Annotated in this window: 31 protein-coding genes; 11 read left to right on the top strand and 20 right to left on the bottom strand. The window is 45.9% G+C overall.

The window, feature by feature from the left end:
• The first annotated feature begins 79 nt into the window (after window positions 1–79).
• Both QUA56_RS19935 and QUA56_RS19940 read left to right on the top strand, forming a co-directional pair.
• The gene (locus tag QUA56_RS19935) at window positions 80–316 is read left to right on the top strand and encodes a type II toxin-antitoxin system prevent-host-death family antitoxin (protein WP_333128784.1); all 237 of its coding nucleotides are present in this window, start codon (window positions 80–82) and stop codon (window positions 314–316) included.
• A complete protein-coding gene (locus tag QUA56_RS19940; protein ID WP_333360715.1) occupies window positions 313–750 on the top strand; it encodes a type II toxin-antitoxin system VapC family toxin in 438 nt (145 codons plus the stop codon). Before QUA56_RS19935 ends, QUA56_RS19940 begins: the two co-directional genes overlap by 4 nt.
• A 34-nt stretch (window positions 751–784) precedes the next feature.
• On the opposite strand, the gene QUA56_RS19945 is transcribed toward QUA56_RS19940, so the two are convergent.
• Window positions 785–1,240, bottom strand: a complete 456-nt coding sequence (locus QUA56_RS19945; protein WP_333360717.1) for a type II toxin-antitoxin system antitoxin SocA domain-containing protein — start codon at window positions 1,238–1,240, stop codon at window positions 785–787.
• A 335-nt stretch (window positions 1,241–1,575) separates the two neighbouring features.
• Here QUA56_RS19945 and hemC point away from each other — a divergent pair, with 335 nt between their 5' ends.
• Together hemC and QUA56_RS19955 are read left to right on the top strand one after the other, a co-directional pair.
• Window positions 1,576–2,547 carry a hydroxymethylbilane synthase gene (hemC, locus tag QUA56_RS19950; RefSeq protein ID WP_333360719.1) on the top strand — a complete coding sequence of 324 codons (972 nt, stop codon included), beginning with the start codon at window positions 1,576–1,578 and terminating at the stop codon, window positions 2,545–2,547.
• A gap of 359 nt (window positions 2,548–2,906) precedes the next feature.
• Window positions 2,907–3,734: a S1C family serine protease gene (locus QUA56_RS19955; RefSeq protein WP_333360721.1), complete on the top strand. Its 828-nt coding sequence runs from the start codon at window positions 2,907–2,909 to the stop codon at window positions 3,732–3,734.
• 212 nt (window positions 3,735–3,946) lie between these two features.
• Here the strand turns inward: QUA56_RS19955 and QUA56_RS19960 are convergent, their stop codons facing one another.
• The 5 genes from QUA56_RS19960 to QUA56_RS19980 form a co-directional block, all read right to left on the bottom strand.
• A complete protein-coding gene (locus QUA56_RS19960; RefSeq protein WP_333360723.1) occupies window positions 3,947–4,087 on the bottom strand; it encodes a type II toxin-antitoxin system PemK/MazF family toxin in 141 nt (46 codons plus the stop codon).
• Between the two features lie 118 nt (window positions 4,088–4,205).
• Window positions 4,206–4,337, bottom strand: a complete 132-nt coding sequence (locus tag QUA56_RS19965) for a type II toxin-antitoxin system PemK/MazF family toxin (RefSeq protein ID WP_333360725.1) — start codon at window positions 4,335–4,337, stop codon at window positions 4,206–4,208.
• Window positions 4,324–4,551, bottom strand: a complete 228-nt coding sequence (locus QUA56_RS19970) for a CopG family transcriptional regulator (RefSeq protein ID WP_333360726.1) — start codon at window positions 4,549–4,551, stop codon at window positions 4,324–4,326. Before QUA56_RS19970 ends, QUA56_RS19965 begins: the two co-directional genes overlap by 14 nt.
• A 295-nt stretch (window positions 4,552–4,846) precedes the next feature.
• The gene (locus tag QUA56_RS19975; protein WP_015176446.1) at window positions 4,847–5,089 is read right to left on the bottom strand and encodes a DUF4926 domain-containing protein; all 243 of its coding nucleotides are present in this window, start codon (window positions 5,087–5,089) and stop codon (window positions 4,847–4,849) included.
• A 2-nt stretch (window positions 5,090–5,091) separates the two neighbouring features.
• Window positions 5,092–5,421 (bottom strand): DUF6883 domain-containing protein, encoded by a 330-nt coding sequence (locus QUA56_RS19980; RefSeq protein ID WP_333360728.1) that lies wholly within the window; start codon window positions 5,419–5,421, stop codon window positions 5,092–5,094.
• 180 nt (window positions 5,422–5,601) lie between these two features.
• On the opposite strand from QUA56_RS19980, the gene QUA56_RS19985 reads away from it, so the two are divergent.
• Both QUA56_RS19985 and QUA56_RS19990 read left to right on the top strand, forming a co-directional pair.
• Window positions 5,602–5,832 (top strand): hypothetical protein, encoded by a 231-nt coding sequence (locus QUA56_RS19985; RefSeq protein WP_293225189.1) that lies wholly within the window; start codon window positions 5,602–5,604, stop codon window positions 5,830–5,832.
• A complete protein-coding gene (locus QUA56_RS19990; RefSeq protein ID WP_293274773.1) occupies window positions 5,825–6,247 on the top strand; it encodes a retroviral-like aspartic protease in 423 nt (140 codons plus the stop codon). The genes QUA56_RS19985 and QUA56_RS19990 overlap by 8 nt, the downstream gene beginning before the upstream one ends.
• A gap of 553 nt (window positions 6,248–6,800) precedes the next feature.
• On the opposite strand, the gene QUA56_RS19995 is transcribed toward QUA56_RS19990, so the two are convergent.
• From QUA56_RS19995 to QUA56_RS20010, 4 genes are all read right to left on the bottom strand, one after another.
• Window positions 6,801–7,994 (bottom strand): hypothetical protein, encoded by a 1,194-nt coding sequence (locus QUA56_RS19995; RefSeq protein WP_333360730.1) that lies wholly within the window; start codon window positions 7,992–7,994, stop codon window positions 6,801–6,803.
• 84 nt (window positions 7,995–8,078) lie between these two features.
• On the bottom strand, window positions 8,079–8,978 hold the full coding sequence (locus QUA56_RS20000) for a serine protease (protein WP_333360732.1): 900 nt from the start codon (window positions 8,976–8,978) through the stop codon (window positions 8,079–8,081).
• 227 nt (window positions 8,979–9,205) lie between these two features.
• Window positions 9,206–10,012: a serine protease gene (locus tag QUA56_RS20005; protein ID WP_333360734.1), complete on the bottom strand. Its 807-nt coding sequence runs from the start codon at window positions 10,010–10,012 to the stop codon at window positions 9,206–9,208.
• 1 nt (window position 10,013) lies between these two features.
• Complete coding sequence (locus QUA56_RS20010; RefSeq protein WP_333360736.1) at window positions 10,014–10,631, bottom strand: COP23 domain-containing protein; 618 nt, start codon at window positions 10,629–10,631, stop codon at window positions 10,014–10,016.
• 731 nt (window positions 10,632–11,362) lie between these two features.
• On the opposite strand from QUA56_RS20010, the gene glgA reads away from it, so the two are divergent.
• On the top strand, window positions 11,363–12,790 hold the full coding sequence (gene glgA, locus QUA56_RS20015; protein ID WP_333360738.1) for a glycogen synthase GlgA: 1,428 nt from the start codon (window positions 11,363–11,365) through the stop codon (window positions 12,788–12,790).
• A 126-nt stretch (window positions 12,791–12,916) separates the two neighbouring features.
• On the opposite strand, the gene QUA56_RS20020 is transcribed toward glgA, so the two are convergent.
• The 3 genes from QUA56_RS20020 to QUA56_RS20030 all read right to left on the bottom strand — a co-directional run bounded on the left by QUA56_RS20020 (window position 12,917) and on the right by QUA56_RS20030 (window position 14,946).
• Window positions 12,917–13,345 carry a DUF1824 family protein gene (locus tag QUA56_RS20020; protein WP_333360740.1) on the bottom strand — a complete coding sequence of 143 codons (429 nt, stop codon included), beginning with the start codon at window positions 13,343–13,345 and terminating at the stop codon, window positions 12,917–12,919.
• Window positions 13,346–13,585: 240 nt separating this feature from the next.
• On the bottom strand, window positions 13,586–14,299 hold the full coding sequence (gene rnc / locus QUA56_RS20025) for a ribonuclease III (protein ID WP_333360742.1): 714 nt from the start codon (window positions 14,297–14,299) through the stop codon (window positions 13,586–13,588).
• Between the two features lie 146 nt (window positions 14,300–14,445).
• Window positions 14,446–14,946, bottom strand: a complete 501-nt coding sequence (locus QUA56_RS20030; RefSeq protein WP_333360744.1) for an NYN domain-containing protein — start codon at window positions 14,944–14,946, stop codon at window positions 14,446–14,448.
• A gap of 587 nt (window positions 14,947–15,533) precedes the next feature.
• Here QUA56_RS20030 and QUA56_RS20035 point away from each other — a divergent pair.
• The 3 genes from QUA56_RS20035 (at window position 15,534) to QUA56_RS20045 (ending at window position 16,746) form a co-directional block, all read left to right on the top strand.
• On the top strand, window positions 15,534–15,893 hold the full coding sequence (locus tag QUA56_RS20035) for a hypothetical protein (RefSeq protein WP_333280592.1): 360 nt from the start codon (window positions 15,534–15,536) through the stop codon (window positions 15,891–15,893).
• Window positions 15,894–15,967: 74 nt separating this feature from the next.
• Entirely contained in the window at window positions 15,968–16,222 is a 255-nt protein-coding gene (locus tag QUA56_RS20040; protein ID WP_333360746.1) for a hypothetical protein, read from the top strand.
• A gap of 380 nt (window positions 16,223–16,602) precedes the next feature.
• Window positions 16,603–16,746, top strand: coding sequence for a chlorophyll a/b-binding protein (locus QUA56_RS20045; RefSeq protein ID WP_333360748.1), 144 nt, complete (start codon window positions 16,603–16,605; stop codon window positions 16,744–16,746).
• A 194-nt stretch (window positions 16,747–16,940) separates the two neighbouring features.
• Here the strand turns inward: QUA56_RS20045 and QUA56_RS20050 are convergent, their stop codons facing one another.
• From QUA56_RS20050 to QUA56_RS20070, 5 genes are all read right to left on the bottom strand, one after another.
• Window positions 16,941–17,153 (bottom strand): hypothetical protein, encoded by a 213-nt coding sequence (locus tag QUA56_RS20050; RefSeq protein WP_333360750.1) that lies wholly within the window; start codon window positions 17,151–17,153, stop codon window positions 16,941–16,943.
• Window positions 17,154–17,271: 118 nt separating this feature from the next.
• Window positions 17,272–17,490: a hypothetical protein gene (locus QUA56_RS20055; RefSeq protein WP_333360752.1), complete on the bottom strand. Its 219-nt coding sequence runs from the start codon at window positions 17,488–17,490 to the stop codon at window positions 17,272–17,274.
• A 468-nt stretch (window positions 17,491–17,958) separates the two neighbouring features.
• On the bottom strand, window positions 17,959–18,351 hold the full coding sequence (locus tag QUA56_RS20060) for a response regulator (RefSeq protein WP_333360754.1): 393 nt from the start codon (window positions 18,349–18,351) through the stop codon (window positions 17,959–17,961).
• 389 nt (window positions 18,352–18,740) lie between these two features.
• Entirely contained in the window at window positions 18,741–21,308 is a 2,568-nt protein-coding gene (locus tag QUA56_RS20065) for a PAS domain S-box protein (protein ID WP_333360756.1), read from the bottom strand.
• Between the two features lie 402 nt (window positions 21,309–21,710).
• Window positions 21,711–23,957, bottom strand: coding sequence for a glycoside hydrolase (locus QUA56_RS20070; protein ID WP_333360757.1), 2,247 nt, complete (start codon window positions 23,955–23,957; stop codon window positions 21,711–21,713).
• Between the two features lie 73 nt (window positions 23,958–24,030).
• Between QUA56_RS20070 and QUA56_RS20075 the strand changes: the two genes are divergently transcribed.
• Entirely contained in the window at window positions 24,031–24,195 is a 165-nt protein-coding gene (locus QUA56_RS20075) for a hypothetical protein (protein ID WP_333360759.1), read from the top strand.
• Between the two features lie 4 nt (window positions 24,196–24,199).
• On the opposite strand, the gene QUA56_RS20080 is transcribed toward QUA56_RS20075, so the two are convergent.
• Both QUA56_RS20080 and QUA56_RS20085 read right to left on the bottom strand, forming a co-directional pair.
• Window positions 24,200–24,436: a NifU family protein gene (locus tag QUA56_RS20080; RefSeq protein WP_172191146.1), complete on the bottom strand. Its 237-nt coding sequence runs from the start codon at window positions 24,434–24,436 to the stop codon at window positions 24,200–24,202.
• 283 nt (window positions 24,437–24,719) lie between these two features.
• A complete protein-coding gene (locus QUA56_RS20085) occupies window positions 24,720–25,370 on the bottom strand; it encodes a DUF3386 domain-containing protein (protein WP_333360761.1) in 651 nt (216 codons plus the stop codon).
• Window positions 25,371–25,582 lie beyond the last annotated feature (212 nt).

Here is a 25,582-nt window from a genome sequence, read left to right on the forward strand (position 1 = left end):
GGCAGGGTAGGGAATCGACTTTTTTCGCATTAAATATCCCGTTGCTGTACACTTAAAAAGTACCTAAAAAACTAATGAGATGCCTGCGATTAGCGTTGAAGAAGCCAAGCAGAGTCTGCAAGCTATCTTGGAAAAGGTGGCGTTGGGAGAAGAAGTGACGATCGTACACGAAGGTAAAGTAGTAGCTCGCGTAGTCCCGCCGCTCACGAAGGAGCAGCGGTTAGCTGAACTCAAGAGATTCCGAGACTCTATTCAAGTAAAGGGTGAACCCCTGAGTGCAACAGTCATTAGGCTGCGAGAGGAGGAACGCTATTGATTTACTTGGATACTAGCGTCATTGCTCCCAATTACTGGCCCGAACGTCTCAGCGAAGCATCTCAGCAGTTACTGAGGACTGAGACTGAACGAGGGTTGAGCCAGCTAGTTGAGGTAGAATTTTTTTCCGCACTGTCTCGCAGAGTGCGAATGAGAGAAATTTCTCAGGAAAGGGCAAGACAAATAGCAATAGAGTTTCAGGCAGACTTGGACAGTGATTTTTATACTCGCATCCAGTTAGAACCTATTCATTACAATTTAGCTCGCAATTGGATTAGCAGTTTTGAAGTACCGTTGCGTACCTTAGATGCACTGCATTTAGCAGTAGCAAGTTCCAATCAGTTGCTTTTGGTGACAGGCGATGAGGCTTTGGCTCACAGTGCTCGGACTTTAGGAATTGAAGTTCAGTTATTGATTGCCATAGCTGAGGGCTAAAAGTTCGATCGACCTTTTGTCAACGAAGCTGCACTTACGCCTCCACCAAAGGTGCATAGCAGGATTTCATATCCTCGCGGGAAATAATTTTAGTTGATGTTTCCGCAGGTTCTAATCCCTGGCGGGCGTTGAGCCAAGGTGTCTCAGATTGTGTCAATTCTGCCAAATGTTTAGCACTTAATTCTCCATAAGCATTCCAAACTTCTTCGAGTACCTCAATCTCATCTTCTTCAAATTCTCCCTCAAAATTATCAGGAGCGGGAATATCGGTATATTTGTAAGCTTTGTACTCATCCCAAACATGGCGGACAATGGGGCCGGAAACCCAAGCTTCAATATCTTGAAAAAATAGCTGCTGGCCTCTAAAGACTAAACTCCAAGCTTGTGCGTAATAAACGAGTTTTTGCAGTTTGAGAGGAGAAATAGTATCGCCTGCTTCTCGATCGACACGACATAAAAAGTAACGAGCTACATCCAGAGCGCTTTTCATAGTTTTAGGATTTTAGTAATTTGACAAATTGACTTTTTATGGTAAACTATTCGGTGGCTTGAGAAGTTCGATCGCACTTAAATCGCCCTTTCCCCCTTATTCCCACATTTTTCTCCTCAAATCCTGCAACCTGGGAGCAAACTCTTCAGCTAAACCAGCTTAGGCCCGATCGAGCCTAGGCAAATCATACAGCGTCGGCTGCCTTTCGCTCTCCAGGTCGATCGGCTCAGTTTTATCCCCCTAATTGTGCCAACCAGCAATTAAAGTCCCCACCTGCGGTACGCTAGATCAGGTGAATATATTGGCTGATTTCAAGCTATCCTCCGATCGATCTTATGTCCCCAACCACATCTGCCCCTTCCCGAACCGTTCGCATCGGTTCCCGCAAAAGCCAACTCGCTCTCGTGCAAACCCACTGGGTGCAAGAACAGCTACAGAAACACTTCCCGGAACACACTTTTGAAGTCCACACCATGTCCACCCAAGGGGACATAATTCTTGATGTCGCCCTCGCTAAAATTGGCGATAAAGGACTTTTCACCAAAGAATTAGAAACGGGAATGATTAACAATGAAACGGACTTTGCCGTTCATTCCCTCAAAGATTTGCCTACCAATTTGCCCGAAGGTTTAATTTTAGGATGCGTCACCGAACGGGAAAATCCCGCTGACGCCCTAGTAGTTCACTCCAAGCACAAAGACAAGCAACTCGACACCCTCCCAGAAGGTGCTGTAATCGGCACTTCTTCCCTGCGGCGGCTGGCTCAACTGCGGCACCATTTCCCTCATTTTGAATTTAAAGATATTCGCGGCAATCTCAATACTAGACTCGCTAAATTGGATGAGGGCGGTTACGATGCGATTATTTTAGCAGTTGCTGGCCTCGAAAGATTGGGAATGGGCGATCGCATCCACCAAATTATCCCTGCTGAAATCTCCCTTCACGCCGTCGGACAAGGTGCTTTGGGCATCGAATGCCGCGCCGGAGACACAGAAATCATGGAAGTGATTAAAGCTCTCGAACACTCGGAAACCGCCCAAAGATGTTATGCCGAACGCGCATTTCTGCGGGAATTAGAAGGCGGCTGTCAAGTGCCTATCGGCGTCAATACCAAAATAGAAAACGGTCAATTAACCTTAACCGGAATGGTATCGAGTCTCGACGGCAAGCGATTCGTCAAAGATACTGTTTCCGGCGCTGCCGAGACTGCTGAAATGCTGGGAATTGACCTCGCTCACCGCCTGCGCCAACAGGGTGCTAGTGCAATTTTGGAGGAAATATTTGTCCAAGTTCAGCGCGGTTCCTAAACCCAATCGGCATTTATTTGTCAATGCTTTTAGACGCGATGTATCGCCTTTTCTAAAATAAAAATAACTGGCGGTTCGCTTTTGTAAAATAGGTACAGTAGCAGTCTGATTGTAGATTTTTGTGGGGAATTTTAGATAGGACTTGTGCGATAGATTTCAAAAATATCTGACTAATTTAGGGCCCTCCGCACGGGTGTTGAGAAACCCGGTTTCTGGATGTAAGTGTCGCTGTAGGGCCCAAGATTTCTCGTAAAAAATTGTTTTTTTTCGTAAGTCCTATAATTATCAACATACCCATCCAAAATCTACAATCAAACATCCAAAATTAATCAGCAATCTATTTCATGGAAAGGCAAAATATGAGCGCTAGGGAAACTCAATTAAAGCTGGAATTGAAAAAAGTTCAGCAACTTTATCGCAAAATGCAGGCAGACCAAAAAGCTTTGCAGCAGCAATTGAAAGAGTTCAAAACTCAGGCAGGAAATTTTTCGGATGTAGTCGAGCAAGTCTTGCCGTCCGTAGTTTCAGTTTACGTCATGGATTGGGATACAGAAGAAGAGATTTCTTCAGGGAGCGGCTTTTTTGTATCGCCGGACGTAATTGTCACGAACTATCACGTTGTAGAAGATATTGCCGATCAAGATTACTTCTATGAAGAAGATGAAGTAGAACAGGTTTTAGTTGAAACTCACGACGGAAAATTGAGATTGGCCGAGGTGGTGTTTACTGGTAATGCTGAAGAAGATTTAGCATTGCTCTTAATTAGCGATTTTACCTTCAACCCGGAAACAGGGGAACAAGTGGAATCTCCCCATGAATATCCTCCCCTAGAGTTGTCATTTGATGTGAAAGTGGGAGATAAAGTAATTGCTGTGGGTAATCCTTTGGGGCAGTTTGCTTCAACTGTAACTCAAGGTATTGTGAGTGCAATTCGCGAACCCGATGAGTATGAAGAAGGCGAGGAAGATGATGATGATGTTGCTGAGGTAAAGGTGTTGCAAACTGATGCGGTGATTAATCCGGGAAATTCCGGCGGGCCGCTGATTAATATGGCCGGTCAAGTGGTTGGGGTGAATACGTGGGGATGGGAAGATGCTGATAGTATTAATTTGGCGATCGCCTCTGAAGCTTTGGATGATTTTTTAGCGGGATTTGAAGAAACTTTTGAGGACGATTCTCAGAATTAGTCAAAAGAGTTAGGGAAGTTTTGTCACTGTGAGCGATCTCACTTTTTTTGAAACGCAGATCCACGCAAATTGACGCGGATGGAAGAAGGGCGATCGCATTCTTGAGTAAAGTGCGATCGCCCTTAATCCAAGTCTAAATGCAATTTAATAGCAGTATCTACCAACTGCATGATTTCCTCAGTTATACTTCCTACTACGTCACTGTTGATTCGCTATTTAGAAATTGTCCGCACTTGCTGTGCTTGCACTTTTGAAGGTTTGGACAAACCACTATCCTCTGGATTTAGCAATACCTCAAAAGGATAAATGCGAGAAACATTTGACGTAATCGGTAAAATTGTGACCGAAAGCATCCAGGATACAAGCCCCCGGATTCATCCGTGGAGAAATAAAAAACGTGTATCCGATAAACAAGCCCCCCGAATTTATCCGTGGGGTCAATGCTTCAATCTAAAATCTAAAATCTAAAATCTAAAATCGATTGACTGTATTTGCAGCACGGTTATTGGCATCATTGCTGACTATTAATATGGGACGGCGTTTATCCATCTCGGAACCCACCGCAGGGCTTAGGTTTGCATAGAAACTTTCACCACGTTTCATCTGTCAGTCCATCTGCAACTGTCGCGTCCCAATCCGGGTCATTTTCTAGAGATGCTTCTCGGTAGGCCGACTCTAGTTCCAGACGGTGCAATAACTTCAGTGCTACTTCTATTACTTGGGAGTCAGATTCGCATCCCTTGGCAATTTTGTAGCTTTCAATAAACTGTGCTAGCGATCGCGGTATGAAAATCGATATTTTTTCAGCTTGCGTCATCTTAGCAATTGGTAATTACAAAGATTATTTTTAGATTATAGCACGAGCGATCGAGCAAAGTAAATTTTACTATTGACTGAGCGAGATCCTGTCTCTTTAAAGATACAACGATGCTGTAATAATAATCGCTATAACTTTATTACTGGTACTGACCCAGAAACTGAACAGGAAGTAACTTTATTAGGACTTACGCATTTGGGCCGAAAAACCGGGTTTTTTTACCAAAATACTTCGTTGGAACATCGCAGATTTGGTAACAAACCCGGTTTCTGACCGCCCGTGCGTCCAGGACTGTTCATGCAGCCTCGGTCAAAGTCCTGACACGCAAAACTTCATTAGACATCAACGGTTCAATTTCCGACTCAGCTAAAGTAATTACGGCTATAGTTTCACCTAAAGCATTAAAAACTTCGAGACTGTAGCCATCCTCATCGGGATGGGGATGATGCTCAACAATAGTGGCAATATCTCCTCGACAGAGTTTGTACTTGGGTACATCTGTTCGTAATGCTACTCTTTTAAACAAGGGAAATTTCATTTTCATACCTCCTTATTGGGATATAGGGTAATAAACTTGGTTTTTTGGGATGGAAACTCAGTCATCCAAATAGTTACTACTGGCAGACCTCTTCCGTTAGGGCCAGTTAACGTGCCGCGAATTTCATACTTATTACCATAGCGCATTTGTTCGGTTGGTGTTGCATCCAGAGGCAAAATTTGTTCTCTTAAGTCTTGTTCTAGTTGTTGCCAGTTGTCTTGGGTATAGTTGGCTCGTGCAAGAAACAAAGATTTATCATCTTCTACTAAGAACTTGAGCAAGTATTGAGTTATTTTTCCTTCAGCAATAATGGTATCATTGGGTAGTTTCACTTACTTAATTTGGTAAAATTAGTACGATTAATTTAAAATTATCTATTATTTTTAGAATATAGCACGAGCGAGCGAGTAAAGTAAATTTTACGCTTGATAATAGCGATCGCACTTCCCCAAAAAAGCGATGAGCTTGACAAAAGCGTAAAACAGGTGGTAATCTGAATAAGATGAATATAAATGGAAATTTTAATTATGCCAATTGCACAATTATTTCCTCTGCTTGGTCATTTATCCCGTGTGGATAAATTAAGAGTAATAGAATTTTTGGTTTCTGAGTTAGCAAAAGAAGAAGATTTGGCTAACTTAGAGTCTAAAGATAATTATTTTGAGATGTTGCATAATTCCGATGAAGGAGCACGTCAATTGGCACAGTTTTTAGAGGAACAAAAGCAACTGCAAAATGCTTAATGGTGAAAAATACTCTTTTGCCTCTAAATTCGATCGCTTTGGCGAGGTATCTTATGCGCCTTATTTACCGATAATATTAAGCTATCGAAACCAGTCAATTGAAATGATGGGGTTGCTGGATACTGGGGCAAGCATGAATGTTTTGCCTTATGAAATTGGTTTACAATTAGGGGCTGTTTGGGACGAACAAACCTTTGTTATTTCTTTATCTGGAAATCTGGCAAATATCGAGGCTAGGGCTTTGTTGTTGTCAGGGACAGTCAGCAGGTTTGCACCAGTTAACTTGGCTTTTGCTTGGACTAGACAAAGAAATATGCCGCTCATTTTAGGAAGGTTAAATTTTTTGGCAGAGTTTGATGTTTGTTTTTATGTATCTGAACTAGGATTTGAAATTGCACCTAAGCAATCTCACTAATAGGTGGTTATAAGGGGTCGCCCTTCCACACAAAAGAGCGATCGCCTCATAATATCTTTAGGGGCGATAGCTCTTTTTTTGAAAGGGCATGAAAAGAGCGATCACCCTTGAAAAGACAAGGACAACTGCACTCAGGTACACCAGCAGATGAATTTAAACTGTCTAATCTTCAATAGGACAATATCAGTCTATCATTTTGACCATGCGTGGGATGAGTTGGGTGGGGGCGGGTCGATCGAGATTATTGGTGGGTGGCAAAATCGATCGGTGAACTCGCCTATACAGATTTTATTCAATATTTTACCAGGAATTTCATCCAACATTTTACCAGCCCTGTAGGAGCGGGTTCGCCTAGATATTTGATACCCATCGACAAATTATAAAAACCCGCCCCCACCCCACCGAGAAATCAATAATTAATTGAATTTAACGGTTGAGAGGGGATATTTGTGAGGGGTTACTGCTTGGGTCGGGGCGGGTTTATCGAGGTTATTGGTGGTGGTATAATTTATCGGCGAACCCGCCCCTTGTATCTACAAATTCTACTAATTCATCAGGATTTCTTCCTTGTGAATGTAAAAGAACCTTCAGCCTTAGCTGATCCAGAACTATGGCTGCAAACCACTCGACCAGTTATTGTATTACGATCCTTGCTAATAGTTCCTGTATGTTCATTTGTGAAACTTCCTTCTGTTGATCTGAGAGTAAATACCTTGCCTGATACTGTGCCACCTGCCGTAGATCCATATCCCTTGCTACCCGTAGTGCTTGACCATCCACCAAAATTACCGGGTATGCTGATACTCTGTCTTGACTGAACCATAATAAATTCATTCGCTCCAAAAGAAGGTGCGCCTGATGAACCTTGATGGCATCCTGGCTCTCGATCAGCGGTATAAAAAGGGTCTCTCTTCGCAGTCCAAGTTCCAGTTAAGTTAAAGAATGGACCGAAATTCTGCAAACGACCTAGCCCTATTACTGAATCTTGGCTTGCTTTTGTCCATTCTGCCTCACAATCGGACTTTACATTATCCCATGTATGATTACTAGGGTCTTCTGTCTTATTAAGATTCCCATATCCATCGCACGCATAGCCTCTAGGATGTTTCACACAGCACTGGTCATGTTTCGTACTGCCATCTGAAACAAACATTTTAACCATACACGTATCATTGTTATACTGGGGCGGATGCAAAGGGTCTCCCCCTTCGCACTGATTTCCACTTGCCCCAAAACATCTCTGATCATCTTGACTTGTACCAACAGACGAAAAATCACATTTTCCATTTATAAGACCGAATGCCTCGCCAGTAGCATTTTTAGTCGCTGAGTCAATGGCTCGATCAACATCAGGGGAGGGAGGCGAAGGCCGAAGGAGAGAAGGATCAATTCGTGAACCCGGATCATCAAACTCCGGCCTGATAATATTCGGCCCCGGATCTTGAGGAAACGGCGGCACCTGCGGATTACTCCCAGATGGCACACTCGGTGCATCATCAAACTCCCCCGGATCTCGCTGCACCAACCAATCCGAAATATTCCTTTCCACAGCAGGCGGAGTCGCCGCCACCACGCGATCGGAAGACTTAGCTAAATTCACCGTGCAAACCGTCGAACTAAAACTAAAAATCGTACAAAGTGCAGCCGATAAAGCCCGATTAACAAACGTACCAGGAGCCAACAAAGCACCCATTAAAACGGCAAAAAAACTAACAATACCCAGAACACAAATACGAAGCCGACGCATAATTTACCTCAACTTAATGACTAAATAATCTTCTCATTAACCCTGTAGATACTGTCTTGACAGGTCAAGACAGTATCTACAAATTTAAAACGGCAAAATCCTCCGAATTCCCCTCTGAATCACATCCTTAACTATGTCTTTACCAAAATCTCCAAACCAACCCTGGGCTTCCCCAGGTTTTACCTCTTCCGCATCCGCATTTTCCGCAGGTTTCTCATCCACCTTCAAAGCAGATTTCTCCATCCCCACCTGCGACATCATCCCCACAAAAGTATTAATCGGAATCGCTGAATTAAACCCCGTTTTTACTTCTTCTTGCCTTCCCCCAGCCTCATTTTGCACTCGCCCAACAGTATCTCCCTGTCCGTGAATTCCAATCACTCGGCCGCTAACATCAAATACTGGCCCGCCGCTCATTCCCCGTCGCGTCACTGCGTCGTAACGCATCGTATATCCTTGATCGTTACTCGATCGCACATTAGTAACTTGCCCATTCGTAAACTGATATTCCCGTTCTTGACTCCCCACACCCGCAGGCAAAGGATACCCCGAAATATAAACCCCTGAACCGATTTCGGCTTCATCCGAATTACTAATCGGTGCAACTGAATATTCCTCGTCACTCTCAAACATCACAACTGCTAAATCCGGCCCGCTGTCATTATTCTGAAAACCTTTCACTTCCGTCACTTTATGCTCTTTCTTCTTAGAAGTAACAATCACGTACTCGGAATTAGGATTTATCACCACATGATTCGCCGTCAACACCGTGTAAATCTTGCCTTTTTTAGCAATGATTACCCCTGAACCGCCTTTATCGCTAGCTAGAGTATTATTAATTTGTACTGTAGTAGGAACGGCAATTCGAGCTACTTCTCTAGCCGTTTTTGCCATTGCGGGCTGACTGATTAAAACTGTTGCTACCGCTGCCGTTCCGGCTAGAATTCCCGGAAGGTAATTAGACCGATTAAAACCTAAATTCATAAACCTACTCCGTTGATAAGGTGAAACTAAATATCTTGCACTTTCTCACCGATCCGACAGGGATTAAAATCCCTGTCTCAAAGCATAAGTCCACTTAAGTGGACTAAATATCCCATTTATTTCTTAGTCCGCGTAGGCGGAATTCGTTTTTGTAGAAGCGATTTCAATCGCCGAGTGACTGAAAAATTCAGTCCTCTTTAGAGGACTTTAGCTATTAGCCAGGGATTTTAATCCCTGGCGGATAGTGGGTAATTCGAGGATGAACTGTAAGGCGAAATAAACCGCAAATAGGTACTAATCGGAATTCCCCAACTAGAATTAACCATTTGCTCTAACATTCTCCCTGACGGTTCTGTTCCATCTTCAAACGCATACACTCCAAAATCTGGATCGCGATTTTTTACCCGCCCATTAATGCCAATTAATAACCCCTGACTGTTAAAAATTGGCCCGCCGCTCATCCCGACAGCAATATCGTTCGTGTACCCCAAACGATAGCCTTGAGCGAGTGATTTTGGCGGCAGGACGGATACGATGCCTTGAGTAAACCGAAATGCCCGAATTCCTTGGTCGAATGTAGTGGTTGAACTACCTCCCCGATACATCGGAAATCCGGCGGCAAATACAGGTTCTCCTACTGTTAATAAATCGGTGCTAATTCTGGTTACTTGATACTGAATGGAACTGCGAAATTGGACGATCGCCAGATCCGCATTTCCCAACTGCAACGGCGCTCCCAAAAGCCGATACTTCTGACCGTCAGGCGCAATAATGGTATGCTGCTGGCTGAACGCCACAACGTGCCAACTTGTCAGCACTGTATAAACTTGCCCCTGCCGCCGTACAATCGCCCCGGAACCAGAAGCAGTCGGTGTTAAAATTCGCACCGTCATCAACCTCGCCAACCGCTCAATATTGGCACTTTGACTGTCAGCAACCCCAGAATTCGCCATCAGCGGTTGAGCGGCGATTCTTGCTGGAAAAAGACTCGCCGCGATCGCACAAATTGCCACCACCCGTAGCAAATTGCTCACCTTAAAGCTCCCGCATTCCACCGCCAGTGGGCTGTTGAGGTGCCGGCTGATTGTTAGCCGGTGCGGGTCGATTGTTAGCCGGCGCAGGAGGTGCTACAGAGTTACCGCCTTCGTCCCCTAACCGCGGGCGCGCGTCAATGTAAGGCATCGCATCGCTTTCAGACAGGGCAGGCGCACCCGCTTGCCCCTCGCGCAACCCCATAAATTGATACAATGTGCGAACCGCGTCTTGACCTGGTTTGAGTGTATAAATTAAGCCGTCGCAGCGTGAGTTGACTTGACTAGCGGTGCAAATCACTCGCTGTCCGTTCATGTAGCCAACTGTCACGTACTTTAGCTGTTTGTTCTGGCGGAAGGTTTCCAAGCGCCCGCTGACTTCGCGGCAGCGCGTCATGGGATCGTAGCCTGAGTCGCGGAAGTAGTCGGAAACCCAGTTAATCCAAACCTCCCGTACCCCTTGGCGGTTTTGGTACACCGTGGCGGGTGAACCGGATGAAGCATCGCACATAAAGCCTGACGTTGATTGGCTTTGGCTGGGTTTAAGGTTCACAGCTAAGCTGCCGATCGCGATCGCCCCTGCTAAGACAGTCAGAAATTGCCGTTTCATCTCACTTGTCATCAAATTTACCTCACATTACAATTTGTTTCCTAAAACAACAGGCTGGGGGAAGAAGCAAAGAAACACAATGTTTTTTGCCACTTCCCCCAGCCTCGCGAAACTCACATTCGTCACAGACTAGGCGCGGTGACTTGATATTCAGAAGATTTTAAGGTCAAAAGCTGTCGGTACTCACAACCGTACAGCTATAAATGATGCACTTGAGTTTTGCTCTCTATGGTGCATCTATATTGTAAATCTTTGTCAAAGACCTGTCAACTCCTTAATCCCAAATAATTTTGTGGCTATAAAAAGGTGGTGCGATCGCCCTTTTTTTAACCACATATCGATGCGGATAGGAGAAGGGCTATCGCTCTTTTTTTACCAGGACTGGTTTAATGCTACTTTCCCAAAACCCACCTTTTCACTGCTTCATAAGTAATAGTATACCGAGCGTAAGTGGAGCCTTTTACAAATACCATATTTTTTGTCTTTGTCACCCTTTCGCTCTCAATCTCTAGGTATCCAAACTCTATTTTTTGTCATGTATCGCTGAGAATGCTCTCAATGCAAGACATAACATCTTTATGTATTGGAGTTACGCCGCTCTTTTTTAGGCACTTATCTGCTATTTGCAACAACACTTTACAAATTGGGGGCAGCGATCGTTTTTTTGGGCGCCACGTTAATAATGTGACCCTCGCCATTTAAACTTAATCTAGACTAACTACCTCAAGGAACATAAAAAAATAATGCGAATTTTATTTGTATCCGCCGAAGCAGCGCCCCTCGCCAAAGTGGGCGGTATGGGCGATGTCGTCGGCGCTTTGCCTAAATTTCTGCGGCGCATGGGACATGATGTCCGCATATTCATGCCCTACTACGGTTTCATCCCCGACAAAATGGACGTTCCCAAAAAACCAGTTTGGGATGGGGCGGCCATGTTCCAAAACTTCTCCGTCTTTGAAACTGTTTTGCCGGGAACCGATGTACCTTTATACTTATTGCAACATCCATCTTTCTTGCCGCGCCGCGTTTACGGCGGTTTAGATGAAGATTGGAGGTTCACTTTCTTTGCCAATGCTGCGGCTGAATTTGCCTGGAATCACTGGAAGCCCCAAATTATCCACTGTCATGACTGGCATACGGGGATGATACCTGTTTGGATGAGCCAAGACCCCGATATCAGCACGGTTTTTACTATTCACAATTTAGCTTATCAAGGGCCGTGGCGCTGGCGTTTGGAGCAGATGACTTGGTGTCCTTGGTATATGCAAGGTCACAATACAATGGCTGCCGCAGTACAGTTTGCCGATCGAGTAAATACAGTTTCGCCGACTTACGCCGAGCAAATCAAAACCCCAGCTTACGGGGAAAGTTTGGAAGGTTTGCTGTCTTACATCGGCGGCAAAGTTTCGGGCATTTTGAACGGAATTGATACAGAATCTTACAACCCAGAAACTGACAAGTACATCCATCAACAATTCAGTGTTGATACTATTGAAAAGCGCCCAGCTAACAAAATTGCCCTGCAAGAAGAAGTCGGTTTGGAAGTGAATAAAGGTGCCTTTTTAATGGGCATGGTGACGCGGCTGGTAGAACAGAAGGGGCTGGATTTGATAATTCAAATGCTCGATCGCTTCATGGCCTATACCGACGCTCAGTTTATTGTACTCGGAACGGGCGATCGCTACTACGAAACCCAACTCTGGCAAATGACAGCCCGCTATCCCGGTCGGATGTCCACCCAATTACTCTACAACGAAGCCCTCTCCCGTCGCGTTTACGCAGGCTGCGACACCTTCCTGATGCCCAGCCGTTTCGAGCCCTGCGGCATCAGCCAAATGCTCGCCCTCCGCTACGGGTGCGTACCAATGGTTCGCCGTACAGGCGGTTTAGTCGATACCGTTTCCCACAACGATCCGATCGAGAACACTGGTACAGGTTACTGTTTCGATCGCTACGAACCCCTCGACTTGTTCACCTGCATGATCCGAACTTGGGAAAGTTTCCGCTACAAAGATAAGTGGAAAGAACTGCAACAGCGCGGCATGAGAGAAGATTTTGGCTGGGATATTTCGGCCCGGAAATACGTCAAGTTGTACAGCGATGTTTTGGGACTGCCACCCGAAGAAACTGCACCGGAACCACAGCCAGAATTGATTCTTGGCAATGGGTAATTGGTAATGGGTAAGTTGACTGTTGACAGTTGACTGTTGACAGTTGACTGTTGGCTGTTGTTATTTGTTAGTTTTTAGTTTTTGGTTCCCATGCCCAATGCCCAATGCCCAATGCCCAATGCCCAATTAATCAACAAATAAATCGAGAGGTAAATGACCGTAAGTACCGCTAACTCCACCTTCTGAGGAAAATTGACACGAAATCAAAACGCCCCGGTAAGTTCCGATATAACCGTCAACATAATACGAACCCTTCAAAGTATTGAACTTAATATAAACCGAACCAGCAAAGGTCGAGACAGCATTGGGATCTAAAACAGCTTGATATCCCAAAGCTTTCAAATAAGCTTCTAAAGCTAAAAACCCCTCATCCGTCGAAGAAGCGCACACTCCCAACATTTGATAATCCGACAAACTTGCTACCAGCAAAATCGCTTGACGGAGGGCCTGTTTTTCCAGCGGCGATGCTACAGATTGCATATCCAGACAAGTGAAATCTTTGAGGATTTGCTGTGCTTCTTCAATAGTTAGGGTAGTCTGGTTTTGAGTAGACATGAATTGCTCTGATATTTCCCAAAATTACGATCGACACTCGGGCACTCGTCAACGAATTTCTGCCATTGCCACCCTCGATCGACGGCGGTAACACTTAGGCAAGTCCTGATTATAGCCGATTGTGGACTCTGGCAATCAATTCGGGCGATCGTCTTCGAGGGCTTTCCTTCGGATCGCTTCGCTAACGCCGATGCCCCAATCGCACAAAAAAGCTAGTAGTTTTTACCCGTGTTTTCAAGTTTAGATCGGTCCGCGTTTTTTCAGCTTTGCTAGCGCATCTTCCGCCGCATTTTTCTCAGCATCTTTTTTGCTTTTGCCTTTACCTTCTCCATAGGATTTGTCTCCAACATAAACTTTAGCGAGAAATTCGGGAGCGTGAGGCGTTCCTCCTGCTTGGACTGTCACGTATTTGGGGGGAGTCGTGTCACCGTTGGCTTGTACCCATTCTTGAAAGCGATTTTTCGAGTCTACAGTCGATCGAGTTTCCACAACATTTTCGGGAACAGAATCAAACATTTGCCACACAAACTGGCTAACTTTGTCCATATCTTGCGTGTCGAGATAGTAAGCGCCAATAAATGCTTCAAAAGTGCTGCTGAGCAAATTTGGGTTGGTAATCCCACCTTCTCGATAAGCTCCTTTTCCCAGCCGCATTTTTAAGTCTAAATTGATTTCAGTAGCAAATCTGGCTAATTGTTTTTCATCTACTAATGCAGAACGCCGGCGAGTCAGTTGGTCTTCTCCCATTTCTGGGTGACGCTGATAGAGATATTCGCCGCTGAGAAAAGTCAGCAAAGCATCGCCGAGAAATTCTAAGCGTTCGTTGTCTTCTTCGCGGAATGTGGGGTTTTCGTTGACGTAGGAACGGTGTGTGAGGGCTTGGCGCAGCAGTTTTTCATTGTTGAATTCTGGAAAGGTAATTTTGAGTTCTTGTGTTGGATTAGTTAATGGCATGGGAGTTTTGTAAGGGTTATTTTTTTTTGATTTTGGTGTTGTTATGTGGACATGAAACAGCCGCAGATAGCGGTAGGTTTGGAGAATCTAGTTTATCAAACAAACTGGATTTTTGCTATCTGCGACATGGTGAATGTCTAAGAAGTTTAGGCAGTCAGTTTGTAAGTCTCGATCGACTTTGGCAATTCATCGACAAAGTAAAATCCATCCGCCAGCTTTTTGAGATTGTGACTATCATTACCTTTGCGGGCAACAATTATTACCTTCTTCCCCTTTTCATGCAGCTTGCGAATCAAAATTTCACCGTAGCCGTCTCCAGACACAATAATAAATGTGTGTGGGTATAGGCTACTTGACGCCTCGCTATAGCACTCGCCAAACAAATTAAAGTCTACAGCACCTGTGATTTTTACCGGTTCATGAACAAATTCAAAATCTAGACAGCGTAAAGTTTCTTTTACTTCCTTATTTGGTTTTTCCCAATTGTTGTAAACTTTTCGGTTGACGACACATCCCAGTCCACTAGCAAAGAGTAATAAATCTTTGGCTCGTTTGTAATGAGAGATGTTCTGATAATCCCAATAAATGGAAACTAAAGGCTGAGACTGGCTTTTTTGTTGGCCTGTGGTTCGATGATTGTCTGTCATTGGATCGTTCCTAAAAAAGGGTGAGCAGACAGCATCAATAAATTACCCATCTAGCACGAAGTATTGTTTTTGGGTTCGCTCAAAAATGAGCTTTTCCATTTAACAAATGGCTCTAGTAACAAACTATGAAATTAGTTTGTATTTGTTTGGTTAGCGTCTCAGCGATACGATGCGTAAACTTCGGCTAGGGGTTCTAAAAACCCGTTGATATACACATTTAAACAAATGTTGTGCCAGCCGAAATAAACGATCATCCTCGCTGAGACGACTTAACCAACACTCCTTGCTTTTGAATGAGGGTGTTTATCTCAGCTATACTAATTTGATGCTTGCACATTAATTCTAAAATATCAATGGGTAATCTGATTTATTTTTTGAGCTTGATTTTATGAACGGGACTTATGCGATCCGACAAAAGAAACCGGGTTTTTTATCGAATCTGCGGGATGCAGCGAAGTATTTTCGCAAAAAAACCCGGTTTCTGGCTACTTGTGGGTAAGTCTCAATTGTCAGCTATAGTCTATTAGGGGAAATTTTACACCAAATGGGATGATACCATAATCCTAAAACAGTGTAATTTTTACCCTATGTTGCGAACTTGCAGAACGTCGCGACGCGACAAATGGTTTAGCTGGCTGAGTGAGTCAATGGAAGCTTGGGATTTTTGCCGTCGGTGGTTCCACGCCACACAAGAAGAAGAAAAAGCCAGAGGCTACAAAGCGCGTTGCAACCTGCTTCTGGTAAAAGTTTTAGGCGTTAATATTGATGCCGTCAAGCGGTGGGGGCCGGGTTTTGAAAAAATGCCAGACCACCACAAGCGTACTTTGTCATACGCTGACACGCTGCGAGAGATGATAGAGGTTGCTGGCAAAAATGAAGATTTTTTGGAAGAGGTACTAGAAAGAATCAAAAATAAATCTAAAAAAATAGGGGAATATTTACACTAAGTTTTTGGTGTCAAGCGGGCTGGGTGTTGTATTTTTTGGATGTAGCACTCAACTAGCAAAAGCCTTTAATCACTGTGACACAGAGTTTTTTATCCAATTCCAGCAGCGACGCCATTCAACTTCCCGCGTCCCTGCTAACTCCCGACACAGCAAATCCTGAGAAAGAACCCCTCAAACATCTGCTGATAGGTTCTCCCCAAGCTGTCAGGAGTACAATTTACCTACTCCACGCGCGCGGGTACGCTGAGGTTGGTGTCTGGAGTCCCCTGCTACCAACTGCTAAAAGTGGTGAGGTGATGAGTATTTTTGTGAAATACCTTCGCATCTAATAGATTCAGATTGCATGGTGCCCCGGAATTATGCTGTGTGCGAAACAATTAGGGTTTGCTCTTCCGGGGCAACCCAGGCGGAGTGTCACTAGATTTTTGCTATTTTATATTAACTAAAAATTATTTTTCTGACATCCTTCGACCTACGCGCCCTGACCTCAGAAACCCGGTTTCTACGAGATTTTGCGACGAGTCACGAAAAATACAAGAAGAAACCGGGTTTCTCGCCTCCGATGCGATCGCCCGCGAGCCCCTCTCCCTGCGGGCCCATCCCGCTTATCTCCGGCATTGAAAAACCAAATGTAAAAATATGTTGCAATGTTTCTACTCTTGTGTTAAGTTTAGTTACATAAGGTTGAAATTAAACGAGGTTTCTGGTCATGGAAAACAAAGACACAAAGTTGGGCTTTACTGATTTCGCTGAAACCTGGAACGGCCGTTTGGCAATGCTGGGCTTCGTTATCGGCTTAGCTACCGAATTCCTCACCGGTCAAGGCATTCTCTCTCAAATCGGTTTGATGTAATCAGCTTAACTGCATACAATAGCTGTAATTCAGGCGATCGATCGACCCCATCACAAGTGCGATCGCCCGCCCACTAATAAGTCCCCTTCATCACGCTGAAGGGGCTTTTGCATTTTTTATTAAAAAATCCAACAGATGGCACAATCAAAAAATTTTTCTGTCTCAATATTTATCGCGAGACTAACTCCAGCAAACTAAGCAATTACTACCGAATCCAAAATCCTCAATTTAGGAGTCAAAGCAGGAAGCTTCACCAAACCGTCGCGTTTGTGAGTCCGCGCGCTGTTACCTAAAATCATCTCCGACAGATCCGGCATTTCCTGCCAGCAGTGCGAGCAGAACCAATAAACGCGATTGTGGCGAGCGTGGCGGAGCAATTGAGAGGAGCAACAAGGGCAACTATTCATGATATTTTAAACCTTTTTTCAGATAATGCAGCGATAACCGAATCATTACAAAGATTGACGAATGCCGGCGCATCTGAACTCCAGACACAACAGTAAAAAATCTCTTTCACTCACACTTTCACTCACAACTGTGAGCGTCTCGCAAATAGCACTTTTGGAGACCTAACAGCAACACCACAATCAGAAGCTGAACACTCCAAGGGGCCCAAGAGAAACCCCAAAGAAAACAACCGAGTCCGCCTAAAGCCACAAGAACAAAAATATCTTGAGATGTTTGCCAGTAAATCCAGACGGCCACCAGAGAAACTATTAGTAGCAAAATGTAAGCTGAGGGCATAGTCGTCTTCTCCCAATGTGTCTGCCAAGAGTCAGGATCGATCCCTGACGATGTGCTTAAACTTAATACCAAAACCTGAAGAACTTATGAAGACAACCGAGTTGTCACAAAAAGTAAAATACTCTTGTCAGCTTATATTTTTCCGAGAAACCTGCAGGAATATTGAGTTCATGGCTGAGTCCGAATCCGGTTAAATAAACGCACTAGGAATAGGAATTTAGGCATCGCCTATTGGTATCAATTTCACCTCAAATACTGACAGTGTTGAAACGCCTGCCTGCCGGAATCTGGTTTTTAGTCTTAAGCTGACAGGACGAAAGGTACGGGGCATAAGTGCTTACACTGATGCTGTACGATCGACTGGATTCTAGATGAGGCACCATACCAAAGAAACCAAGTTTTTTTTAACTCTCTTTGCCTGCAAAACTACTGCTTGAAAAACTGCACAATTCAATGCGGGCGATCGACCTATTCTTGCTCCCAGCCCAAAGCTTCAGCCACTTGAGCCGCCAAAAACATCGGTTCAAAAGGCTTAGCAATCACGCTCACAACCCCTAAATCCGCGAACATCCGCCTGTCGCCAGCGAGAGCCTTAGCCGTTAATAAAATTACCGGAATGTGCTGCGTAGCATTATTAGCTTGTAACTGTAAAAAAGTAGTAGGCCCGTCTTGGTCGGGCATCATCACGTCCAATAGAATAGCATCAGGCTGTTCGGCAAGAGCCTTAGCAACACCCTCGCGGCCAGAACTCGCAGTCAGGACTTCCCAGCCCCCCACCACCTCAAGACTGACTTGAGCCACTTCCCGAATATCTTCTGCATCGTCAATAACCAAGATGCGCTTGGCGGTCAAAATAAACATTTTTTTAGGAATGAGAAACGATCGTAGACTAGAGGCGAAATGTGAATATTTTGAAAAGCAAATTATCTTACCCGATCGCACTTTACAGTAAATTTTCAAAACTGTATAGCAGAAGGAAGAAAGCCCTCGGCTTCGCGAGCGGGTAAAAAGAAAGAAGAAGGAAGACCGAAGTTGCGATCGACCGCAAGGGTTTCAACAACTAAGAACATCCTAACCTTCGGGCGCGGTTGCTGTAAAATATTCCCCCAAAAAAAGCCGCTTTTCTACCTCAAATCGCGATTTTTGCTCGCAGTCTCCGACCGGCAGAAACGGCTGAGATTGTTTGTCGGTGACTCGATCCAAAAATCTCCACCAAAAAATTAGTAACTTTGGGTACACCAGGGTAGAAACTAACTTTCAGTTGCAAGCCCCTCCCTTAGAACTGGCAGACTTAAGAAAAAAGTGCTGCCCTCCCCCAAAACGCTCTCCACCCACATCCTGCCCCCGTGCTGCTGCACGATACTGCGACAAATAGCCAGCCCCAAACCAGTACCTCCCTTCTGACGAGAATCAGAAGCATCAACCTGTTGAAAGCGTTCAAAGACCATCTCCAGCTTGTCTGCCGGAATGCCCCGTCCTTGGTCTTGAACAGCAATCAGAATGGACGAGCTCGGGACTGGCAAGTGCCGATCGGCCGTGGCAGGCTCAGAAGACAACAAAGACGGGGAGGACACCGACTTCAACCCAGCTTTTTCTGGCAAATCCGAATTGTGGGTCAACTCCCCGCTCAGCCAAACCGTAGCCCCGGAGGGAGAAAATTTTATTGCATTGCTGAGCAAATTTGTCAAGGCTTGAATTAGCCGATCGGGAACAGCCCGCAATTGCGCCCCCACAGGCCTCACCGACAGAGTAACTCCCGCCTGCTGAGCCATTCCCTGCATCTCGTCAGCCGCCTGCAACATCAGCTCAGCCACATTGCAAGTTTGTTTGATGGCAGTGCTGTAACTCGACTCCATCCGCTCTAAATCCAGGATGTCGTTGACCAAGCGCACCAAGCGGTCAGTGTTAGTGACAGCAATCTCCAGCATCCGCTTAGCTTTCTGGGGGTAAGTGTCAAGCAGGCCGCTGTTGAGGAGGCCGAGAGCGCCGTGAATCGAGGTCATGGGCGTCCGCAGTTCGTGGCTGACAACAGAGATGAATTCATCTTTCATACGCTCGACTGCCAGCCGATCGGTGATATCTTTAAAAGTCACCACAGCTCCAATAATTTCGCCTTGTTCTCGCATCGGAGCGACAACATACTCAACCGGAAAACTGGTGCCGTCTCGCCGCCAAAAAACCTCATCGGTGACGCGCCGCGCCTCTCCGTCTTCCAAGGTGGCTAAAATTTGAGAACTTACCCGGTTCGGCAGCAGTTTGGCCCGGGCCGGCGGTGCGGCGAAGCCTGCGGCAAGTTCAGAGCCTGAATTCATGTCTGTTGCAGGTGAGAGTTGCTCGATCGTCTTTGAGCTTTCTTCCTGTGAACGCTTTATGGTTTCATGGAGTGGTCGATCGATCAATTGCTTCGATTCGCAGCCTGCCATTCTCACCGCCGCGGGATTGACAAAAGTTACTTTTCCATGTCTGTTCAACCCGCAAATTCCTTCTCCTGCGGAGAACAAAATCATTTCTGTTTGGTGGCGGAGTTGTTCAAAGGCTTTTTCGACTCGCTTGCTGTCGCTGATGTCGCGAGCGATTGTCGAAATGCCCGTTACCGCTCCTGTGGCGTCTTTAATCGGAGAAATCGTCAGGGACACATCTATCTGTTGGCCGTCTTTCCGCAAGTGCACGGTTTCGTAATGGTCGATGCTGGCTCCAGCCCTAATATGTTCCAGAATTTGGGGCATTTCTTTGGGGCGTTCGGGTATTGCTAAAATCTCGATCGACTGCCCCTTGATTTCCGCCGCACAGTAGCCGTAAATCTTCTCTGCTCCAGCGTTCCAGCTCTGAATTGTCCCGGCGAGGGTTTTGCCGACAATGCCGTCGTCGGAAGACTCGACAATCGACGCCAAGCGCACGAGTTCGTCTCTAGTTTGCTTGTGTTCGGTAATGTCGCGACCCAAAATCACGATACTTTTGCGTCTGCCGTCGGGGTGAAATACGGGTACTTTAATGACATCGTAGATTTTCACAGTACCGTCCGATCGGGGAATCATTTCTTCCCCCCTAGAAAGGGTACCTTTTTCCCACGCTTCTCGATCGCTCACCTCGCACGCCTCTAGGGCCTCGCGGTAAAAACTGCTGAGTTCTCCTAGTTGAGAATCTTTGAGGCCGCGGTAGTCTATTTTTTCTAGGTCGAACACTTCCAATATCGCTTGATTTGCCTCCAGCCACCTGCCCTCGTCATCTTTGAAGCAGACAATATCTGGCATGGCATTCATCAGCGAGTTGAGATAGGAGTTTTCTCGCAGTGCAGTTTCTACCTCCGCCCGCTTGGCGATTTCCCGTTGCAGGTTTTCGTTTGCCGTTTGCAGCGAGTCGATTAACAAACTTTCTGTAAAATTCCGTTCTTTAATTACTTCCTGAAGTCTGTGGAGTTCTAGCGACAGCCGCCTGCGGGCCAACAAATTCTCTACCCGCAAGTGCAGTTGGGCGGGTTCGGCAGGACTTACGATCAAATCGTCTATTCTGCGTTCGAGTTGTTTTGCCTGCTGCGAAAATGGCTGTTCAGAAAGAGCAGGCGTTTGGGATTTACTGAGGAGCAAGAACGGTAAAAATATCGGCTCGGCAGCAGCTTTTAGTGCTTCTACCAGGGGCCCGATTCGATCGAAATTTGCCTCGTCGAGAATGCACAAGTCAAAAGCGATTTGGGGAAAGGTAAATTCGGAGTTTGGCAGTGGCGCGCGATCGGGTATAATCACCTCATGCTCGTTGTTGAGGTGTCCGATCGGCAAATTAGGTAATTGGTGGCGATCGACCAAGAGTAAAATGCGGCTCATTAGTTTGTTAATTTCCCCATGACTAATGATATGAGCTCCGGTAAATTAATCATTATACGGTTTTTAGCGAGGACTGAAGTCCTCTTTTTTATGAGGACTTCAGTCCTCACTACAAACAAATTTTATAGCGCTAGATCGACCGGACGCGATCGAAACGATCTAGGCATTAGGCAGCCAGAGTAGAAGCCCCAATTCAAAAAGAAGTGATAATTATTTAATTGTTTGTTAGTTCAAAAAATGACTAATGACTAATGACTGTTGACTGTTGACTAATTCAGTTGGCGGGGGCGGGTTTATATGTATTTGGGTTCGCCGTTCTATGAAAGCTGGTGAAACCCGCCCCTACAGACTAATGACTAATGACTAATGACTAATGACTAATGACTAATAACTAATGACTTTTTACGGCATTCCGATCGCAATCAAAGCATCTTCCGGCATAGAGGTAGAGTAACGCTCCCCTTCCGATAAAACTGCAATCAGCCTCACCTGCCAGTCGGGCATAATCTGCAAATCCGCCCAGGGCACTGCTATCTCCAAACATTTATCCAATCCCACTTGGGCCCGGCTGAGGCGGGGCTGCCACTCATCGCCCTCTCCTGCTTCGTGAAACGCAATAGATTTCGTCAGCAAATTAATCTCTAACTGATGGTGGAATCGATAGTTTAGCGGTGCTTCGTCGGGCAAACCCGACAGCGGAATCAGACTGTTTTTCATCGTGCGATCGGGATAAAACCAGAACAAATTTAACTCTGGAGGGCAATCAATTGCCGGCCGCACCCCTGCCTTGAAGTCGGCGCGAATGTAAAAATTCAAGTGGTCAACCCCGTACCAAAGCCGCTGAATTGCCGAACTCCGGTGCATCGTACCCCTTGCTCCCCCAACTTCAATCCGGCCGGCTTTGTCCCAATCCTGTTCGTTGCCGATACCGTCAATTACCGGGTGAATAAAGCTCAGCGGCAGGTGGTCGCCTTGAACCTCGTGCACCTCTACTTGCCGGCGCACTTCCGGGGGTACGGGCTCGCCGAGAGCTTCGTAAATTCCCGCTACGTGTTCGCGAAATAGCTGGTCGAACATGGCATCTTGGTTCGACGTGTGACCCTCGCCAAACCACCAGAACCAGTCGGAACCTTCGGCCGCATAAAGCGCTTCCCAAGCTTCTGGGTTGGTTTCTTCTGTGGCCTCTGGATGGTTTGCCAGCATTTGTCTCGCGGGCCCTAATATGTCCCAAGCGCGATTTTTCGCGGGATCGCCGATCCAAGTTGTGAGGGAACCGTCTACCCAGGAACCGGTGTGCAGTTGGGCTGCGGGAATTGTTTCGGTTGCTGGGAATTTGTCGAGAAATTCCGAGACTGTGACTAATTTGATATCTGGATTGTCGCTGAGAGTTTGATAGAGGGATTCTAAGAACGGTTTGCCGTCTTGGGGATAGAATTCCCAGCAATTTTCGCCGTCTAGGGCGATCGTAACTAACCAGGGATTTTCTAAAGCTGTTTGGCCGTCGGACTGTCGGTGTTTGAGAGTTTTGCCGATCGCTTCTAAGTGTCCCACTAAATCTGATGCTGCTTTTTTCGGTTCCATCGAACCGTAAGTAAACCCGATCAAGTCGGACAATCTGTGGTCTCTAAATACTATGGCTAAATCGCCGTCAGGAGTTTCTAAACGGTAAGGGCGATATAAGAATTCTGGTTCGCAGACATTCCCTGCCGCGTCGCGGTTGAAAAAGTGTTTAATTGTCCACCCCAATACTGCTTCGTCCGAGACTATCCACTTAAAGCCTTGTTTGGCAATGTAGGGCAAAATTTCCGGGCTGACTGCTTGTTCCGACGGCCACAAACCGCGCGGTTGGCAATCAAACCGGTCTTCATACATTTCCCAGGCTTTTCTCAGGTGTCGGGGAATATCTTCTGCCCACTGAAACCTGTGTTGTGGCAGCGTCATGTTTGGGATAGCTATGCGGCCGCCGTTGGTGTCGGCAAGCAGCGGTAAAATCGGGTGCGTGTAGGGGGTTGTGGAGACTTCCAACTGTCCCTCAGCTTGCATTTTACGGTGCTGGGGAATGATGCGGGCGAGGATTTCTTTTTGTTTTGAGTAGATGTTTTTTCTGTCGGTCAAACTAAAATTTTGTCCTTGTTTGAGCCACCCTGCAATCTCGGGGTCGTCCCAAAACATCGGGTCAATCCAAGCTAAATTGTGCCACGCCAGCAAGTCGCTAAAATCCTGCAACTTCCAGTTTGCCAAACACCACTGAATGCCTTTTTCCTGCCGCTGAGTGTAGAGTCGATCGTAGCGGGGATGCGGCTGAATCAGAGTGTGGTAATTGGCGTCAAAAAAGTGTTCTAAAATGAACTCTTGTTCTGGGATGGTTAAAATTTCTGCTGGCTTTAGTGTCACCGTCAAGTAAGGGTCTAATGCTTTGTCTGCGATGCAGTCTTCTATCTGCAAAATCAAGGAGGGAACCAAGTTTACGGTTTGATGAAGCTTGGGATATTTTGCCAGCATTAGCACTAAATCCAAGTAGTCTTTGACTCCGTGCAAGCGCACCCAAGGCAGTCGGTATTGAGCCTCTGTGGAGTTAGCTGATACTCTGGATTTGTACAGCGGTTGATGTTGGTGCCAAATGAAGGCTACATACAGGGGGTGAGACATTGAATTTGGTAATTGGTAATTGGTAATTGGTAATTGGTAATTGGTAATTTAATTTGGTAATTGGTAATTTAATTTGGTAATTGGTAACAGTCAACTGTCAACCGTCAACTGTCAACTGCCAACTGTCAACCGTCAACTGTCAACCGTCAACTGTCAACCGTCAACTGTCAACCGTCAACCGTCAACTGCCAACTGTCAACCGTCAACTGTCAACAGTCAACTGCCAATTACCAACTGACTAATTACATTACCTGTTCGACTTCGGCAATTTCTGGGATGGCCTCGCGCAGGCGGCGTTCAATGCCCATTCTCAGAGTCATTGTGGAACTGGGGCAAGAGCCGCAAGCTCCTTGCAGTCTCAGGTGTACCACGGGGCCGTCGATTTCTACGAGTTCGACGTTGCCACCGTCGGATATCAGGTAGGGGCGCATTTCATCGAGAACTGTTTCGACGTTATCTTTGGTTAGTGCTAGTGTCATATTTCGCCTCTGTGATGATTTCTTGCAGTAGATTTTGTTGGATTTGACGGCAGGGCAGCATTCTCAACCGCGCGGGATTTGATTTAAGAAACCCGGTTTCTTGACAAAAGACCTGGACACTCTGGTGGGCTGGCTGCAGGAAACCCGGTTTCTGTCACGCTGATGCTAGATATGAGTTCGCTCTCTCGTTCGATCGTAGCCTTACTTGCTGCCAAATCAAGTTGATTCTGATACGTTAACCAAAAAACCCCATTTTATTTAAGAAATCGGGTTTTCGATCGCGCTACACTACTGCTGGTTCTAGCAGTTTGACGTGGGAGTAGTTGAACTCGGTTGTTGTCAGTTGACCTTTTTCTTTCGATCGAACTACTTGCTTGGTCATGACATAATAGTCGCCTATCTTCTCAAAGGTATCTTCAAATTCGAGTTCTTTGATGATTTCGTCGGTTTGGGGGTTGCGGAAAACGGCATCGTAGTGGCTGGCCAAAGAACCTTCGGGTGTCTCTAAGCTGTTGTGCGTGTCAATTACGAAAGCCATGCGGCCCATCACCCGGCTGACTTGACAAATTGAGAGACCTCGGATTTTATAGTTAGAACCCATTGAGTCGCCTTGCACTAAAATATCCACAGCGTCGGTGCTGTCCTTCTCGCCGAGGGTGAAGCTATTTTTGCCGTGAGATTTTTCAAATGTCGAGCGTTTGCGGTGGGTGACAATATCGCGCATTTGGGTGTAGACGCTTTGCTGCACTTCCTCGTCTTCAATGCCGCTGACTTCCACACTCATGTCGGGTTTGATGGAAACATGACCGGTGTATATTTCCTCGCCCTGTTTGAGTTCAATATCGGCACTGTAACCGGGAAAGTTGGCATCCCAGGTGTAGCGGTGTTCGTAAGCAGCGCGAAACAAATCGCGAGCGTTGGCTTGCTCTGTCATAAATCCCTCTTTCTCTTGACACCCATCTAGTTTAGCTTAACCGCGAGAAGCCCCACATTCACTGGATAGGGGAGTTACCCGCACTCAAGAAGCGATCGCTTCTTGAGCGTGCTGCTGGGCTGGCAATTCGATAGGGTGCGTCGCTGCTTCATATTTGATAAAACTTGCAGATTTTTGAGGGCGACGCAACTAAGGTGCGTCGCAAGATTGTG

It is taken from the genome of Microcoleus sp. N3A4 (assembly GCF_036701805.1).
GTDB lineage: Bacteria > Cyanobacteriota > Cyanobacteriia > Cyanobacteriales > Microcoleaceae > Microcoleus.